This window comes from Sediminibacterium soli (assembly GCF_009939225.1).
In the GTDB taxonomy this organism is placed as follows: domain Bacteria; phylum Bacteroidota; class Bacteroidia; order Chitinophagales; family Chitinophagaceae; genus Sediminibacterium; species Sediminibacterium soli.
Window position 1 is genome coordinate 1,218,596 of sequence record NZ_JAACJR010000008.1, and the last position, 16,376, is coordinate 1,234,971.

General features: G+C 50.8%; 15 protein-coding genes. 3 read left to right on the forward strand and 12 right to left on the reverse strand.

Annotated features, from left to right (window positions below):
• Positions 1 to 21 precede the first annotated feature (21 nt).
• From GWC94_RS16860 to GWC94_RS12380, 3 genes are all read left to right on the forward strand, one after another.
• Positions 22 to 201 carry a hypothetical protein gene (locus GWC94_RS16860; RefSeq protein WP_235918525.1) on the forward strand — a complete coding sequence of 60 codons (180 nt, stop codon included), beginning with the start codon at positions 22 to 24 and terminating at the stop codon, positions 199 to 201.
• A gap of 274 nt (positions 202 to 475) precedes the next feature.
• Positions 476 to 3,052: a zinc-dependent metalloprotease gene (locus GWC94_RS12375; RefSeq protein ID WP_161835329.1), complete on the forward strand. Its 2,577-nt coding sequence runs from the start codon at positions 476 to 478 to the stop codon at positions 3,050 to 3,052.
• A gap of 198 nt (positions 3,053 to 3,250) precedes the next feature.
• Positions 3,251 to 3,967 (forward strand): carboxypeptidase-like regulatory domain-containing protein, encoded by a 717-nt coding sequence (locus tag GWC94_RS12380; protein WP_161835330.1) that lies wholly within the window; start codon positions 3,251 to 3,253, stop codon positions 3,965 to 3,967.
• A 30-nt stretch (positions 3,968 to 3,997) separates the two neighbouring features.
• On the opposite strand, the gene GWC94_RS12385 is transcribed toward GWC94_RS12380, so the two are convergent.
• From GWC94_RS12385 to nuoF, 12 genes are all read right to left on the reverse strand, one after another.
• A complete protein-coding gene (locus GWC94_RS12385; RefSeq protein WP_161835331.1) occupies positions 3,998 to 5,275 on the reverse strand; it encodes an ABC transporter permease in 1,278 nt (425 codons plus the stop codon).
• 197 nt (positions 5,276 to 5,472) lie between these two features.
• Positions 5,473 to 6,858, reverse strand: coding sequence for an NADH-quinone oxidoreductase subunit N (locus GWC94_RS12390; RefSeq protein WP_161835332.1), 1,386 nt, complete (start codon positions 6,856 to 6,858; stop codon positions 5,473 to 5,475).
• A 44-nt stretch (positions 6,859 to 6,902) separates the two neighbouring features.
• The gene (locus GWC94_RS12395; RefSeq protein WP_161835333.1) at positions 6,903 to 8,336 is read right to left on the reverse strand and encodes a complex I subunit 4 family protein; all 1,434 of its coding nucleotides are present in this window, start codon (positions 8,334 to 8,336) and stop codon (positions 6,903 to 6,905) included.
• Between the two features lie 10 nt (positions 8,337 to 8,346).
• Positions 8,347 to 10,269, reverse strand: a complete 1,923-nt coding sequence (gene nuoL / locus GWC94_RS12400; protein WP_161835334.1) for an NADH-quinone oxidoreductase subunit L — start codon at positions 10,267 to 10,269, stop codon at positions 8,347 to 8,349.
• 70 nt (positions 10,270 to 10,339) lie between these two features.
• Entirely contained in the window at positions 10,340 to 10,675 is a 336-nt protein-coding gene (gene nuoK / locus GWC94_RS12405) for an NADH-quinone oxidoreductase subunit NuoK (protein WP_161835335.1), read from the reverse strand.
• Positions 10,676 to 10,795: 120 nt separating this feature from the next.
• Positions 10,796 to 11,296, reverse strand: a complete 501-nt coding sequence (locus GWC94_RS12410) for an NADH-quinone oxidoreductase subunit J family protein (protein ID WP_161835336.1) — start codon at positions 11,294 to 11,296, stop codon at positions 10,796 to 10,798.
• Between the two features lie 49 nt (positions 11,297 to 11,345).
• Positions 11,346 to 11,897 carry an NADH-quinone oxidoreductase subunit NuoI gene (gene nuoI, locus GWC94_RS12415; protein WP_161835337.1) on the reverse strand — a complete coding sequence of 184 codons (552 nt, stop codon included), beginning with the start codon at positions 11,895 to 11,897 and terminating at the stop codon, positions 11,346 to 11,348.
• Between the two features lie 97 nt (positions 11,898 to 11,994).
• Positions 11,995 to 13,044, reverse strand: a complete 1,050-nt coding sequence (nuoH, locus tag GWC94_RS12420) for an NADH-quinone oxidoreductase subunit NuoH (RefSeq protein ID WP_202628753.1) — start codon at positions 13,042 to 13,044, stop codon at positions 11,995 to 11,997.
• Positions 13,041 to 13,274 (reverse strand): HepT-like ribonuclease domain-containing protein, encoded by a 234-nt coding sequence (locus GWC94_RS12425; RefSeq protein ID WP_161835338.1) that lies wholly within the window; start codon positions 13,272 to 13,274, stop codon positions 13,041 to 13,043. The genes nuoH and GWC94_RS12425 overlap by 4 nt, the downstream gene beginning before the upstream one ends.
• 101 nt (positions 13,275 to 13,375) lie before the next feature.
• Complete coding sequence (locus GWC94_RS12430) at positions 13,376 to 13,672, reverse strand: nucleotidyltransferase family protein (RefSeq protein WP_161835339.1); 297 nt, start codon at positions 13,670 to 13,672, stop codon at positions 13,376 to 13,378.
• On the reverse strand, positions 13,669 to 14,784 hold the full coding sequence (locus GWC94_RS12435; RefSeq protein ID WP_161835340.1) for a 2Fe-2S iron-sulfur cluster-binding protein: 1,116 nt from the start codon (positions 14,782 to 14,784) through the stop codon (positions 13,669 to 13,671). Before GWC94_RS12435 ends, GWC94_RS12430 begins: the two co-directional genes overlap by 4 nt.
• Before the next feature lie 183 nt (positions 14,785 to 14,967).
• Positions 14,968 to 16,320: an NADH-quinone oxidoreductase subunit NuoF gene (nuoF, locus tag GWC94_RS12440; RefSeq protein WP_161835341.1), complete on the reverse strand. Its 1,353-nt coding sequence runs from the start codon at positions 16,318 to 16,320 to the stop codon at positions 14,968 to 14,970.
• Positions 16,321 to 16,376: the final 56 nt, after the last annotated feature.

A 16,376-nucleotide genomic window follows, 5' to 3' on the forward strand; every position in this document is an offset into this window, starting at 1 on the left:
CGCCAGATAACATATCCGAGGATGATACAACAAAGCGGAGCCAGCCAGGAAATGGAATTACCTTTCTTCTTGGGTTGTGCAGAAGACGGGCTTTTTACGGCAGCGCTTGCAGATGGTTTTGTTTCAGCCATGACTCAATTGATTTTTTGGTTTAAAAAATTACAGTTGGTTGTTAAAAAAAATTCCCCGCAATTCTACTGAAAATTGTCTTGAAAAAACAAAACAATCTTTTACGTACATTCAAGGGGAGTACAAAATAGTTAATTTATTGAACGCGGCAAAACCACATTGGTAAACTTTTTCGAATCCTTCCCGAGGGGGTTCGCAGGGTAAGGGGTTCTTTTCCCGGCCGGTACGGGATTCGCCGATTAAAACGGCCTTTCCACCATCCCTCATAATGCGCTTACAACAGCCGTAAATAAGTTTGTCGCCACCCTATCTTTAGGGCTTTCTTCTAAAACTATCATTACACTTTATGAAAAAACAATTACTCGCAATCGCGCTACTGGCGGTTACCGCAGCCACTGCGCAGCAAAGGGATACCAGCTCGCCCGCCCCCCGTGGAGGTGCGTTCCCCGGGTTCCCGGGCGGTGCGGCCGGCGCCGGCGCCAGACCCAGACCCTACAAAGACGTGATCACCGACAAAGCCATCACCAAAAAAGGCCTGTTTACGGTGCACAAACTGGAGGAGAAGTATTATTTCGAGATCGCCGACTCCGTTCTGGGCCGCGAAATACTGGCCGTTACCCGTTTTGTGAAAGTACCCGGCGGCGGCGGCAAATACGGCGGTGAGCAGGTGAACGAGCAGAGCCTGAAATTTGAAAAAGGCCCCAGCAACAATATCTTCATCCGCGTGGTGACGCTGATCAGCACGGCCGATTCCACCACGCATATCTCGAGGGCGGTGAAGAATTCCTACCTCGACCCCATCGCAGCTGCATTCCCCATTGCGGCATTCGGCAAAGACTCCTCCAGCGTGGTGATCGATGTCAGCGATTTCTTCAAGGGCGATAACCAGGTTGTGAGCCTGGACCCCAACGATAAACGCGCTTTCGGCCTGGGCATGCTTGCGGCCGACAGATCCTATATCCAGAGCATCAACACCTACCCCATCAATACCGAGATCAGGACGGTGAAAACCTATTCTTCCTCTGCAGGCGGATTTGGCGCTGCGCCCGGTGCGCCCGGCGGCGGCGCCAGTTTACCCGCTGCACAGGCGGCCGGTGCGGTTACCCTGGAGCTGAACACCTCCATGATCATCCTGCCCAAAACACCGATGGGACGCCGGATGTTCGATTCACGCGTCGGGTTCTTCGCAGACCGCTTTGTGGTGTACAGCGATGACCAGCAGCATGTGGACAACCAGACCTTTGCGGTTCGCTACAGGCTGGAGCCCAAACCCGAGGACAGGGAGAAATACAAACGCGGTGAGCTGGTGGAGCCCGCCAAGCAGATCGTATACTATATCGATCCCGCCACGCCAAAACAGTGGGTAAAACCCCTGATCGACGGCATCAACGACTGGCAGAAAGCCTTTGAAAAAGCCGGTTTCAGGAACGCGATCGTGGGTAAAGAATGGCCCAACGATCCGAACATGAGCCTGGAAGACGCGCGTTTTTCCGTGATCCGCTATTTTGCCTCCGATATAGAGAACGCATACGGTCCGCAGGTACACGATCCCCGCAGCGGCGAAATTCTCGAAAGCCATATCGGCTGGTACCATAACGTGATGAAACTGGTGCACGACTGGTATATGGTACAGACCGCAGCGGTTGATCCCAAGGCAAGAAAAATGAAGTTCGACGACGAACTGATGGGCCAGCTGATCCGTTTTGTATCTTCCCACGAAGTGGGTCATACCCTCGGTCTGCGCCACAATATGGGCAGCAGCAGCAAAACACCGGTGGAGAAACTGCGTGACAAAGCCTGGGTGGAAGCCAACGGACATACCGCGTCCATCATGGATTATGCGCGTTTTAACTATGTGGCGCAGCCGGAAGACAATATCTCTGAAGTGGGGTTGTTTCCCCGTATCGGCGATTACGACAAGTGGGCGATTGAATGGGGATACCGCTATACCGGCGAGAACGACGTGGAAAAAGACAACCTGATCGCCAACAAATGGGTGGTGGAACGCCTGGGCGCCAATCCGCGTCTTTGGTTTGGCGGCGAGGGCGGTAACCAGGACCCCCGTGCACAAACCGAGGACCTGAGCGACAACAACGTGAAAGCCAGCGAATACGGTATCAAGAACCTGAAACGCATCATCACCCAGCTTCCGGAGTGGACCAAAGAAGAGGCCGACCGTTATGAGAACCTGAATGAAATGTATACGCAGCTCCTGGGACAGTTCAACCGTTACATGGGTCATGTGATCAAGAACGTAGGCGGATACTATGAAACCTTCAAGAGCGTGGAACAGACCGGTGATGTGTACGAGGTTACACCGAAAGACAGGCAGAAAGACGCCGTTGCCTTCCTGAACAGCCAGCTGTTTACCACGCCCACCTGGCTGCTCGACAGGAATATCCAGAACAAGATCTACTCGCCCCTGGCATCTGAAAGACCGGTGGCTGCCGGAAATACCAATGCCACGGTACAGACCATCCAGACCAACGTACTTAACAGCCTGCTCGATGGCCAGCGCCTGTACAGGCTGGTGGCATCCGGCAACCGCTTTGGTACAGCCGCTTACGGTCTTGATGAAATGATGGATGATGTGCGCAAAGGCGTATGGAGCGAGCTGAGCAGCAAAAAACCAACCGATGCCTACAGGAGAAACCTGCAGAAAGCCTATGTAGACAGGCTGATTGCCCTGGTAAAACCAACGCCGATCACCATCACCATCATAGGCGCTCCCAGGGGTGCCAATTTCGGTGGCAGCCTGCCAACCAATACGCTGAACACAGATGTAACTTCTGTGGCCCGCGGTCAGTTGCGCACATTGCAGTCTGAAGTAAACGCAGCCATTGGCGGCACTTCCGACAAAATGAGCAGGTACCACCTGCAGGATGTGGCTGCAAGGATCAGGGAAGCACTGGATCCGAAATAATAGCTGATCAGGGAAAAGCTGTACCGGTTTCGGTACAGCTTTTTTTTGCTGCAATCGAATGTCCGGCATCCCGTGATGTCCCGTTTTATCCCTCGCAACAAATGTTAAAACTCAGGCTAAACACCCAAAGTGTCCGGCATTTCGCTCCCGCTTTCCGCATTTAGCCTCACACCTTTTTATCTTTGTAAAAAATCGGCTATGAGAAAGGCACTGGCTGCACTACTGGTTTTGTTTACGCTGACGGCATCTGCCCAGAAGAAAACGGTATGGGGTTACCTGAGGGACAGTGCAACACACGAGATCATACCACTTGCCAGTGTTACCAATCTCAGTACAGGCAGAACAGTGATGACAGGAAACAATGGCCGGTTCTCCATCGAACTCTCTCCCAACCAATTGTTATCGTTCGCAGCGGTAGGCTATCATTTCGATACCGTTTACTATAACAACAAACATGCGCAGAGCGATACGCTGACCTTGTATCTTTCCTCTCTTGCCCACAACCTGGGCAATGTTACCGTAACATCAAGGGCCGTGAGCCGCTACCAGTCAGACAGCATTGAACGGAGAAGGTTTTTTCTGCAGGGAAAGGCCGAATACAAAATCCCCACCGTTGCCAAAGCCAACTCGGGCGCCGGCATTGCACTGAACCTGGATCGTTTTTCGAGACATGAAAGAGAAAAAAGAAAAGCATTCGACCTGTTCGATACAAACGAAAAAGAGGCTTATATCAACTACCGTTTCCCCGGGTCACTGGTAACCGGGTACAGCGGTCTGAAAGGAGACGATCTCCGGCAATTCATGCAGCAATACCGCCCTTCTGCCGGATGGCTGAGATCGCATACCGACGAGGAGGACATCAAATACTATATCAACGACCGGCTCAAAGAATTCAAGAAGCGGGGAGTGAATTAGCGGATTATGGATTCGCAAATCCGCTAATTATTACTCATACCTCAACGCCACAATCGGGTTCAGTCTGGCTGCTTTCATGGCGGGGTAGATGCCGGCGATAAGACCCACAACAGAGCAAATGATCACGCCCGTGATCACCCAGCCCCAGGGAACAACGAATCCGGTTTTGAGTACGATGGAAAAAAGATTGCCTACCAGTACCCCGAGTATGATGCCGAACAAAGCGCCGAGCAGACTGATGATCATACTTTCAAACAGGAACTGGTGGCGGACGTTCCTGCTTTTGCCGCCAATGGCTTTGATAAGACCCACTTCCTTGGTGCGTTCATTTACCGCAACCAGCATGATGTTCATCAGACCTATCGCCGCCCCGATCAGTGTGATCAGGCCGATGGCGCCGGCAGACCCTGTGATGCTGCTGAGAAAACCGATGAACATCTCTGCAAATTTATCGCTGCGTTCGATCACGAAATTATCTTCTTCAGTGGGCTCCAGTTTACGTACGGCGCGGAAGATGGAGGTGGCTTCGTCCGATGCCACATCGAGCTCGTTTACATTGTTCACCATCACACCCAGCATATAGGAGTTACTCGCATTCCTGAAATTCCTGACATTGGTATAGGAGGTGATAAGCACATCGTCCTGCCGCATCATGGCGCTGGATCCCTTGCTTTTTAAAAGCCCGATCACACGGTAGGGTAAACTGCCCACCCGTACGATCTTGTCGATGGCCCGCTCCGGTCTGTCGCCAAACAGTTTTGACGCCACATTGGAACCCAGCAGGCAAACGCTGCGGCCGCTCTGGATATCAAGTGAATTGAGGTTGCGGCCTGCCGCTACGGAATAGCCGTTTACCAGCAGGTAGTTTTCATCGCCACCCCAGATCACCACCTGGGGATTGGTTTTTTTCTCTTCGAAATGGATTTCCTGTGCCGCCGGACCTCTTCTGTACAAAGCCACCTGCGCACCCGGGAAATCGTAATTGGTTTTAAAGAATTCCGCTTCTTCTTTACGGATCGGTTTGTTGAGGTTTGACTTCTTCTCTTTCAGTCCGCGTTTCTTCTTGGCCATATTACCGCCGCCATTGCCGCCAAACCGTACGCGCGATTCTTTGAACCGGATATTGAATGCATTGGCACCCATGGAGGAAAAGCTCTCCTTCAGACTCTGGTTCATCGCCTCTATGGCCGTAATGATCCCGATCAGGGCCATAATACCAAAAGCGATGATGGCCACGGTGATGCCTGTACGCAGCTTATTACTCCGTACCGTACGCCATGCCAGCGAAAAAGAATCCAGTAAGGTCATAGGGGTGTTGTAAGGCTTATAAAGGTAACAGAATTCGGCAATTGGGGAGGGAAATATGAGGAACGGCGGGAAGGAAGAAGAACATGAGTTGGCGTGAGATGACGGGTGAGATGAGACCAAAGAAATGTCCAATCCACTCACGTCAGCTCACGATAATAATTCACGATAGCCATGTCCAATCTTACCTATTCCATTCATCAGAAATACAGAAAATTCAACACCCACGACGGGAACAGCCCGATCAGGATAATGGCCGCCGCGGTGATGATGAGCAGGGTATGGAAGCTTTTGCCGGTGGGCACCACGGATGGTGTGCCTTCTTTGAAGTACATGGCCTGTATAACCCGGAAATAGTAGTAAACGCTGACAGCGGCAAATATTACCGCGATGATCACCAGCCAGATGGAGCCGCCTGCTTTTACAGCGGATGCCAGCATATAGTATTTGGCGAAGAACCCTGCGGTAAGCGGTATACCCGCGAGCGATAACAGGAATACCGTATTGGCAGCTGCCAGCACAGGATGTGTTTTAGCCAGGCCGTTAAACCCGTCGAATGTATAATCGTTCATCTTGATCAGTATCGCAAATATGCCGATAGTGGCAAGACTGTAGGCTATCGAATACAGGAGAATGCCTTCTTTGGCAAGATCGTTATCGCTGTACAGCGCAAACAGCATAAAACCGGCCTGCGCAATGCTGGAATAGGCGAGCATGCGTTTTACGCTCTGCTGGAATACGGCCGTAATATTGCCTACCAGCAGGGTGGCGATGATCACGAACGTAACAATGATACGCCAGCTGGGACCCATCAGCGCTGTATGCATGCTGAACAGACGCACAAAAGCAATAAAGCCGGCTGCTTTTACCACCGTAGCCATAAAGGAGGTGAACACGCTGGGTGCACCGTCGTATACATCGGGCGTCCAGAAATGAAAGGGCGCGGCAGACACTTTAAAAGCCATCGATACAAATACCAGCAGTATGCCCGCCACTTCCAGGAAGGGGGCGCTGACCATGGTGGTACCCGGAATGGGCTGGCTGTTACCAAAAGAGAAATTACCCGTGGCGCCGTATATCAGCGTAATACCCATGAGCAGTATGCCGGTAGAGAAACAGCCCATCAGGAAATACTTCAGCGAAGCCTCGTTGCTGCGCAGGTTTTTTTTGTCGGCACCGGTAAGTATGTACAAAGGGATCGATAAGATTTCGATGCCCAGGAACAGCATCAGCAGCCCGTTGAAAGAAGTGAGTATGCTTACACCGCACAGCACAAAAAAGACCAGTGCATAGTATTCCGCGGTATCCGCGCCCGTGCGCTCCATATCCCTTCCGCTGAGCAGTACATACAATAAGGTAGCCGTAAATGCAATGGTGTTAAAGAACAGACCGAACTGCTGGAACTCCAGCATGCCGTGTGTATTGACATGAATCACCCAAACACCGTAGGTGTTAAGCAGGTTGGCGATGACCAGCAGCAGCAAACCCGCAGCGGCGATATTGGTGATAGCGGCCCTGTTCTTTACCCAGATACCGCTGAACATCATCAATACACCCAGTAAAGCAGAAACAATGATTGCATTCATAATTCTTATCTTGATCCTCCCCGCCAGGCGGGAATGAAATTCTTTTATCTGTTTACCAATACCGCCTGCACACTGTCTTTTGTGAGGTTGATCATCGGTTGCGGGTACACACCCAGTACCATGATACCGATGGCCAGCAGCACCAGTGCCCACTGCACATTGGGCGCTGTTTCGCCCGCCTGTTCGGTTATGGAACCGGTGCTTCCATACAATACTTTCTGTACCATATTCAGGGTATATACCGCTGCCAGGATCACGCTGATGCAGGCCACGGCAGCCATCCACATATTATACTGGAACAACCCGTTAAACATCAGGAACTCGCCTACAAACGCATTGGTCAGCGGCAGCGCGATATTGGCGAATGCCATCACCGCCAGCAGCACGGCCAGTGCCGGCGCTTTTTGTGCCAGTCCGCCAAGTTCGCTGAACTTCCGTGTTCCCAGCTGCTGTTCGATGGCGTCTGCCACGATCCACAGCCCGATCACATTGATACCGTGGTTGAACATCTGTACCATGACGCCATTCAGTCCTGCGCTTTTGCCCGCAAAAATGGCGGCCGACATCAGACCGATATGCGCTATGGAGGAATAGGCGATCAACCGTTTGAAATCGTCCTGCCGGATCGCTATCAGCGATGCGTACAGGATACCGATCACCGAAAGAACGATCACCACATCTGCAAAATGAACCGATGCATGCGGGAATACGGGCAGCAGCCAGCGTATCACCGCAAAGATGCCCATCTTCACCATTACGCCGCTCAACACCATAGTAACGGCCGTAGGCGACTGTTCATAGGCATCGGGCTGCCAGGTATGGAAGGGAAATACCGGCATCTTGATGGCGAAAGCGATGAAGAAAAGCCAGAAAACAAAATTCTCCATCCTGGCATCGAGCACCGCACGGTAAAATGAGTGCATGGCAAAAGAGCGGTCGGGTGTATGGAAATATACATACAGGATACCGATCAGCATCAACAGCGAGCCGATGAATGTATAGATAAAAAATTTGAACGTAACGGGTATCCTTCTTTCTCCGCCCCAGATGGAACACAGGAAGTATACGGGTATCAGTGCCAGCTCCCAGAAGAAGTAGAACAGCAGCGCGTCGGTGGCAACAAATACGCCGGTAAGACCGGCCTGCGTTAACAGCATCAACGCATAAAAACGGCCCGCGTTCCTGTATTCGTTACGGTAGGTGGCGAGGAAGATGACAGGGAAAGATACCGCCGTGAGCAGGCAAAGCATCTTACCCATGCCGTCCATCTGCAGGGCAAACCGGCTGCCGAGATCCGGTAACCATGCTGCATCAAATACCAGTTGCTGTTTGGGATAAAAGAATACACCTGCTATGGCAATGATCAGGCTTACCAGCGAGGACAGCAATGCCCATCCTTTCGCGGTTTCACTTTGTTTCAGCAGGAGGCTAACCAGTCCTGTGACCAAAGGCGTCAATATGAGTAAAACAGGGATCATCTATTGTCCGTTAAAATATTTTGCTGAAAAAACGCGTGATCGTTGCATCATTGAACCATATCAGTATAAACACAACAATCGCCAGTACCATTACCAGTATATAATTACCTACCTGACCGCTCTGCAGCAAACGCAGTTGCCGCGAACCGTATCCCACCAGCCTGCCTGCGCCGTTCACAATACCGTCGATACCGCTTTTCTCCACCACATTTTTCAGGAAGCCGGCAAGCGCGTTCAGCGGGTTTACGATCAGGGCATCGTACAGCTCATCCACATACCATTTGTTTTCGAGCGCTTTGGATAAACCGGCGCTGGTTTCTTCTTTGGGCTGGTAATTTTTGTACAGTCTCACTGCCAGCACGATCACGATCACGATCGCCGCGGTTGAGCCGGCCAGCATCAGCCATTCCTGCGAAGCCTCGGGGTGGTGGTGTTCTGCCACCGCATTCGATCCCGCAAAAACGGGTTCAAGAAAATGTTCCAGGCTATGCGCATTCGCCGCAAACAGCTCGGGAATACCGACAAAACCGCCCAGCACCGACAACACCGCCAATACGATCAGCGGGAAAGTCATCTGCCAGGGACTTTCATGAAGATGGTGTTCCTGCTCGTGCGTGCCTCGGAAATTACCTAGGAAGGTAAGCGTGTACAGGCGGAACATATAAAATGCAGTCATCAATGCGCCGGCAACGCCGATATAGTAAAACAGCGGATTTTTTGCATAGGCCGCCACCAGTATCTCATCTTTGGAAAAGAACCCCGAGAAAGGAGGTATACCTGCAATGGCCAGGCAGGCAAGCAGGAATGTGATATGCGTAATGGGCAGGTATTTTTTCAGTCCGCCCATTTTACGGATATCCTGTTCATGGTGCATGGCATGAATAACGGAGCCCGCGCCAAGGAATAACAGGGCTTTGAAGAAGGCATGCGTCATCACATGAAAAACGGCGCCGGTATAAGCCCCCGCACCAAGACCCAGGAACATATAACCCAGCTGGCTGACGGTTGAATAGGCCAGTACTTTTTTAATATCGTTCTGCTTAAGCGCAATGGTTGCGGCAAATACCGCTGTTGCCAGTCCGGTAACCGCCACCAGCGTCTGCGTGGCCGGCGCCAGCGTATACAGGATATTGCTGCGCGCGATCATATAGATGCCCGCAGTTACCATGGTGGCGGCATGGATGAGTGCGGATACCGGTGTGGGACCGGCCATTGCATCGGGCAGCCAGGTGTACAGTGGTATCTGGGCGCTCTTGCCCATTGCGCCAATGAACAGCAGGGTTGTGACAGCCGTGATATCGGCCGTGCTTAATTTGGAAACATTGGCAAAAACATCGCCGTAAGAAACCGTGCCCAGTCTGAAGATCAGCCAGAATACGGCCAGCAGGAACCCAAGATCACCGATACGGTTCATCACAAAAGCTTTCTTGGCCGCGTAATTGTAATTGGTATTCTTAAACCAGAAGCCGATCAGCAGGTAAGAGCAGAGACCCACGCCCTCCCAGCCAATAAACATGATTACATAGTTGGCGCCCATAACCAGCAGCAGCATCGAGAATACGAACAGGTTCAGGTAAGCAAAATACCTTCCGAAATGCTGCGGCTCCTCTTCGTGCATATAGGCAGAGGAATAGAGATGGATCAGGAAACCGATACCGGTAATGATCAGCAGGAAAAGAGAGGAGAGCTGGTCTACCTGGAATGCAAATGGAATGCTGAAATTGTCAACACTGATAAAATTGAACAGGGTGCTGGTGCCACCACCGTTGGCTTTTACATCGAAGAAAAGCACCAGGCTCACCACAAACGACGCCAGTATAGCACCGCAGCCGATAATGCTCACGGCCGGTTTTGACAGGAAGCGCCTGCCCAAACCATTGGCAAGAAACCCGATCAGGGGAAACAAGGGCACCAGGAAAACAAGTTTGCTCATAATTATGCTGAATGCTCAGGGTTGCATGCGCGGCACTTTACGGAGAAAGAACCTGGCATGGCCAAAAGCCTTAGTTTTTAAGCCTGTTCAAAAAATTAATGTCCACCGAATGCGTATTCCTGTACAACATCACAATGATGGCAAGGCCCACGCTTACTTCCGCTGCCGCCACCACCATGATAAAAAATACGAACAACTGTCCTTCAATACCCGTTGTTGCCGCCGGGTTCAGTGTGAGCGCTGCCGCATGGTGCATTTTTGAGAATGCCACCAACAACAGGTTCACCGCGTTCAGCATCAGTTCCACGCACATGAAAACGATGATGGCGTTACGGCGTGTAAGCACGCCGATAATGCCGATGCTGAACAATACCAGGCAGAGATAGATATAATACTGAATGGGCATGTTAGTTGCTTAATGCGCGGTGCCAGGAACTTACCGTTCAGGGCAACATGCAATGATGAATATGTCAATTTTTTTACTCCTTGTTCTCTTTGCTTTCAGCCTTACGGCTTGCGCCCTGCTCTATTTCTTTCCGATCACCACTGCCCCCACCATCGCGCTGAGAAACAATACGCTTGTTATCTCGAATGGCACCACATAATCCTGGAACAGCGCTTTGCCAAGGTTACCGATCAGACCTATATTACCCGTTTTCATCAGGGCCGTCTTACCCTGCATATCGCCTGCCTGGCGAACAAGCGAGATCAGTACCATCAGAAAACAGCCCCCCGATATGACACCGGCCAGCTTCATCCAGATATGTTTCTGCGGTTCGGTTTGGGTATTCAGGTTCATCAGCATGATCACAAACAGGAACAGTACCATGATGGCACCCGCATATACGATCAGGTTCACAATGGCAAGGAACTGCGCATTCAGCAATACATAATGACCCGATATGGTAAAAAACACCACGATCAGCCACAATACGCTGTGCACAGGACTTTTACTCACCAGCACCATAATGGCGCTGAAAACAGCAAGTGCAGAAAGAAAATAAAACAGTATTTCGGTTGTACTCATTTCGGTCAGTTGGTAATCAGTAATTAATAATTGTATTGGTTATTAATGATTAACCGGCTGTTGTTGGTTCTTTACGGCCTTTTGCTTTTTCATAACCCTCGGGGTCTGTTTTCGGATTGGGGATCAGCAGATCGTCTTTTCCGTATATAAACCCTTGCCGGTTGAAATTGGAAGGCGCAAATGTTTCACTTAGGTAAATAGCGTCTTTTGGACAGGCTTCCTCGCACAGCCCGCAGAAGATACAGCGCAGCATGTTGATCTCGTATTTGGCTGCATACTTTTCTTCGCGGTACAATCCTTTTTCTTCGGGCAGTCTTTCTGCGGCTTCCATGGTGATGGCTTCCGCCGGACAGGCAACCGCGCACAACCCGCAGGCGGTGCATCTTTCACGGCCTTCCTCATCCCTGTTCAGCACATGCAAACCGCGGAACACCGGGCTGAACGGACGTTTCTGCTCGGGATACCTGATGGTGGGCTGTTTTCTGAAAATATGACTGAACGTAATGGCCATGCCTTTAAAGATCGCGGGCAGGTACAACCGCTCCCATAAACTCAACGGCTTACGCCCTACCGCCTGTGCCCTGTTCGTTAATGCATCCATTTTGACAAAAATATTTTTATACTTTATTGATTGCAACTTTTATTTGGTGCTTGGTCTGTGCTTATCCTAACTACAGGCCACAAATTACAGACCACTTCTACCCCTGCCTCCACAATATCACCGCCCCGGTTGCCAGCATGTTCAGCAGTGCCAGCGGTATCAATGTTTTCCAGCCCAGGTTCATCAGCTGGTCGTAGCGGAAACGCGGGATCGTCCAGCGGATCCACATAAAGATGAAAATAAAGATCACGATCTTCACCAGCAGGGCCAGTACGCCCAGCAGGGCCGCCAGGTTAGGCGCCAGTGTGCTTTCGTCCAGGAAGGGTATATCATAGCCGCCAAAGAAGATACAGGCCATTACCGCGCTGCTCATGATCATGTTCACGTATTCGGCAAACAGGTAAAAGCCCAGTTTCATCGATGAATATTCCTGGTGGTACCCAAAGTTCAGTTCATTCTCTGCTTCCGGAAGATCGAATGGCGTACGGTTGCATTCGGCCATGGCACAGATAAAAAAGATCAGGAAACCCAGCGGCTGGTAAACCACGTTCCACATTCCGCCCTGTGTCATCTGCTGCTCAACGATGGTGCGCAGGCTCAGCGAGCCGGAGATCATGAGTACCGCGATCAGCGAAAGTCCCATGGCCAGTTCATAACTGATCGCCTGCGATGCACCGCGCAGGGCGGCCATCAGCGAGAACTTATTATTCGAGGCCCAGCCGCCGATCATGATGCCGTATACACCCAGGCTCACCACACCAAATATGTAAAGGATACCGATGTTGATATCGGCCACCTGCAATTCAATATTCCTTCCGAACAGTTCCACATGACTGCTCCAGGGGATCACCGCGCAGGTCATCAGCGCCGCCGTCATGGCCAGAATGGGTCCCAGCACAAACAACACCTTATTGGAGGTGTTCGGGATGATCTCTTCTTTCATGATCAGTTTCAGACCGTCTGCAAAGGGCTGTAACAAACCAAAAGGTCCGGCACGGTTGGGTCCCGGCCTGTCCTGCAGTACCGCCGCCACCTTCCGTTCTGCGAATGTGGTATACAATGCAATCCCCAGGCTCGCGAAAACGATGATCGCGATCAGCACGAGTTTTTCGATGAGCAGAAACCAGTCAATAACAAGTAAACTCATTCAGGTTTTTTTAAAATATTCTCACAATCAGATTTCAGCTTCGGGATATCGTTTTCCACCGTTTCCCAAACCTTCTGTTCACCGACGCCAAAGTATTCGTGAACAATTATGTTTCGCATTCCTTTCATCAACACCCAGTCAAACTCCTCATGCTCCAACTTAAATTCCTTTGTAATTACTGCTGGTGCTTCTCCGATAATCATTATAAAATTGCAAACCGCAGCACTCAAATAAAATCATTCAGAAACCTGTTTTCATCATAGCCTTGTGTCGAAATAAGTATCTTGTTACAGGCATCAAGAATATGCTGAACCCTTGTTTGTCTCCGAATTCACTTTTCATAAAGCAGCCATTTATCTGCCTCTATAAAAGGTCTCATATATTCCGATATAGCATTTGTGCTAACCACCTGTACCCTCTTGTTTACCAATCTTTCAATATCCTCATGCCATGCAAGGTAACGTAACCCTATCTTACTCCTCTCTTCCAGGTCAACCAAAACATCAATGTCGCTGTCTTCTTTCGCTTCGTTTCCCGCATAAGAACCAAATAACCAAACCCGCTTAACAGGTTTTCCTGAAAAGTATTCGCGAATTACACGTTGTATATGGTTTCTTGACAGGATCATTTTGCTCCCCTAAAATCTTTTGCGTGCGCCGGACCCTCTATCTTACTTAATTCAACATTCGGCTTATTCACTTCGCTTACCTTATGAATATCCATCAGCAGTTTGGGTTTACGCCCTTCATGCACCGCTTCAAATATCTCCGTTGGTTTGATCATACCCACTTTGCCCTGGTAATGGTTTGCCGATATCACCGAATGGCGGTTGATCATTCTCGGTCCTTCGATCACCCAGTCGCTTGTTTTCTTTTTATCAAAGCGGCAGGTATTGCAGATCCAGGCCGGTTTGCCATCGGGACCGTCTTCCACCTCACCCCATTCGTCTTTCCTGGCCGTAACACGGTATACTTCATCGCCACGGTTCCATAAAGTTACTTTTCCGCTGCAGCTGGGACAGTCGCGGTGCGCATCCATCGGTTTCAGGAACCATACGCGGTTCTTGAAACGGAAAGTACGGTCGGTCAGCGCGCCCACCGGACAAACATCGATTACGTTACCGATAAAATCGTTGTCGAGGCTTTTCTCGATGAAGGTTGCGATCTCCGAGTGGTCGCCGCGGTCGAGTACGCCGTGTTCCCTTTTCTGCGTCAGCTGGTCTGCGGTAAACACGCAGCGGTAGCAAAGGATGCAGCGTGTCATATGCAGCTGTATATAAGGGCCGATATCGTGTTTCTTAAATATGCGTCGCTGGAATTCATAGCGTGTGCCTTCCTTGCCATGTTCATAGCTCAGGTCCTGCAGGTGGCATTCGCCCGCCTGGTCGCAGACAGGACAATCGAGGGGGTGATTGATCAGCAGGAATTCAACCACACCGGCGCGCATATCGAGCACTTTGGGACTGGTGATGTTCTTTACCTCCATCCCATCCATTACGGTTGTTCTGCAGGAAGCCACCAGTTTGGGCATGGGGCGCGGATCTTTTTCGGAGCCTTTGCTCACTTCCACCAGGCAGGTACGGCATTTGCCCCCGCTGCCCTGCAGTTTGCTGTAATAGCACATGGCAGGAGGCGCCACTTCCCCGCCTATCTTACGCGCAGCATTCAGTATCGTGGTACCCGCGGGCACTTCGATGCTGATGTTGTCGATGGTGACTTTTACTAATTGCTGATCAGCCATGGTAATTCAAAATTCAAAAGTCAAAATTCAAAAGCCAAAATTCCAGAACCAGAAATCAACAGTCATTGCTGTCTTGTGTTGTGTAAGACCGGCGCCGTATAGCACAAGGTCTTTGTTCTTCGTGAAACCCAAAATCAAAACCAACATTCATTTTTTGAATTTTGACTTTTGATTTTTGAATTCCTACGCCGGAACATGAATCGCATCCGCATAATGCGCAAGTCCATAGTTCCGTTTTTGCGACTCCTCGGGATTCTTCACATGCCATTCAAACTCGTCTCGGAAATGCCTGATGGCGGCTGCCACCGGCCATGCGGCGGCATCACCCAGCGGGCATATCGTATTGCCTTCGATCTTGCGCTGGATATCCCAGAGCAGGTCGATATCGCTTGTCTTTCCTTTTCCGTACTCGATGTTCTTCAGTATTTTTTCCATCCAGCCTGTTCCTTCGCGGCAGGGAGAACACTGGCCGCAGCTCTCATGGCGGTAAAACCGCGCAAACGTGAGAGTGTTCTTCACCACGCACTGTTCTTCATCCAGCACGATAAACCCGCCCGAGCCCATCATCGATCCGGTGGCAAAACCGCCATCGCTCAGGCTTTCATAGTTCATGTACCTTGTTTCGCCCTTGGCTGTTTTCAATAACAGGTTGGCAGGCAGGATGGGCACGGATGAGCCACCCGGTATACAGGCTTTCAGTCTTTTGCCGTTGGCGATACCGCCGCAGTATTCATCACTGAAGATGAACTCTTCCACGGATATCGTCATATCGATCTCGTAAACCCCCGGCTTTTTGATATTACCGCAGGCAGAGATCAGTTTGGTTCCGGTTGATTTGCCAACGCCGATCTTTGCATATTCCTCGCCACCCATATTGATGATGGGTACTACGGCAGCCAGTGTTTCTACGTTGTTCACCACCGTAGGCCGCATCCACAGACCCTGCACCGCAGGGAATGGCGGTTTGATGCGCGGGTTGCCGCGTTTGCCCTCGAGCGATTCGATGAGGGCCGTCTCTTCTCCGCAGATATAAGCACCTGCGCCGCGCTGCACATGGATATTGCAGTCGAACCCGGTGCCGAGTATATTCTTACCCAGCCATCCGTTGGCTTTTGCCTCGCCGATGGCCGCTTCGAGTATATCTACGATCCAGGCATATTCGCCGCGTATATAGATATAGGTATCGTTGCTTCCCAATGCAAACGAAGACACGATCAGCCCTTCGATCAGCAGGTGGGGCAGGAATTCCATCAGGTACCTGTCTTTGAACGTACCGGGTTCGCTTTCATCGGCATTGCAGACAAGGTGACGGGGAACGCCCTCGGGTTTGGCGATAAAACTCCATTTCATACCCGCCGGGAAACCCGCGCCGCCGCGACCGCGAAGTCCGCTTTTCTTTACCTCTTCCACGATTGCTTCGGGGCCCATGGTCTTGAGGGCTTTCTCCACGCTGCGGTAACCGCCTTCGCGGCGGTACACATCGTAGGACCTGATGCCCGCTACCTGTGCTTTCTCTAAAAGTAATTTTACACCCATATGAAAAGTCAAAAGTCAAAACCCAGAAACCAAAGGAAAACTGCGTTTTTACTTTT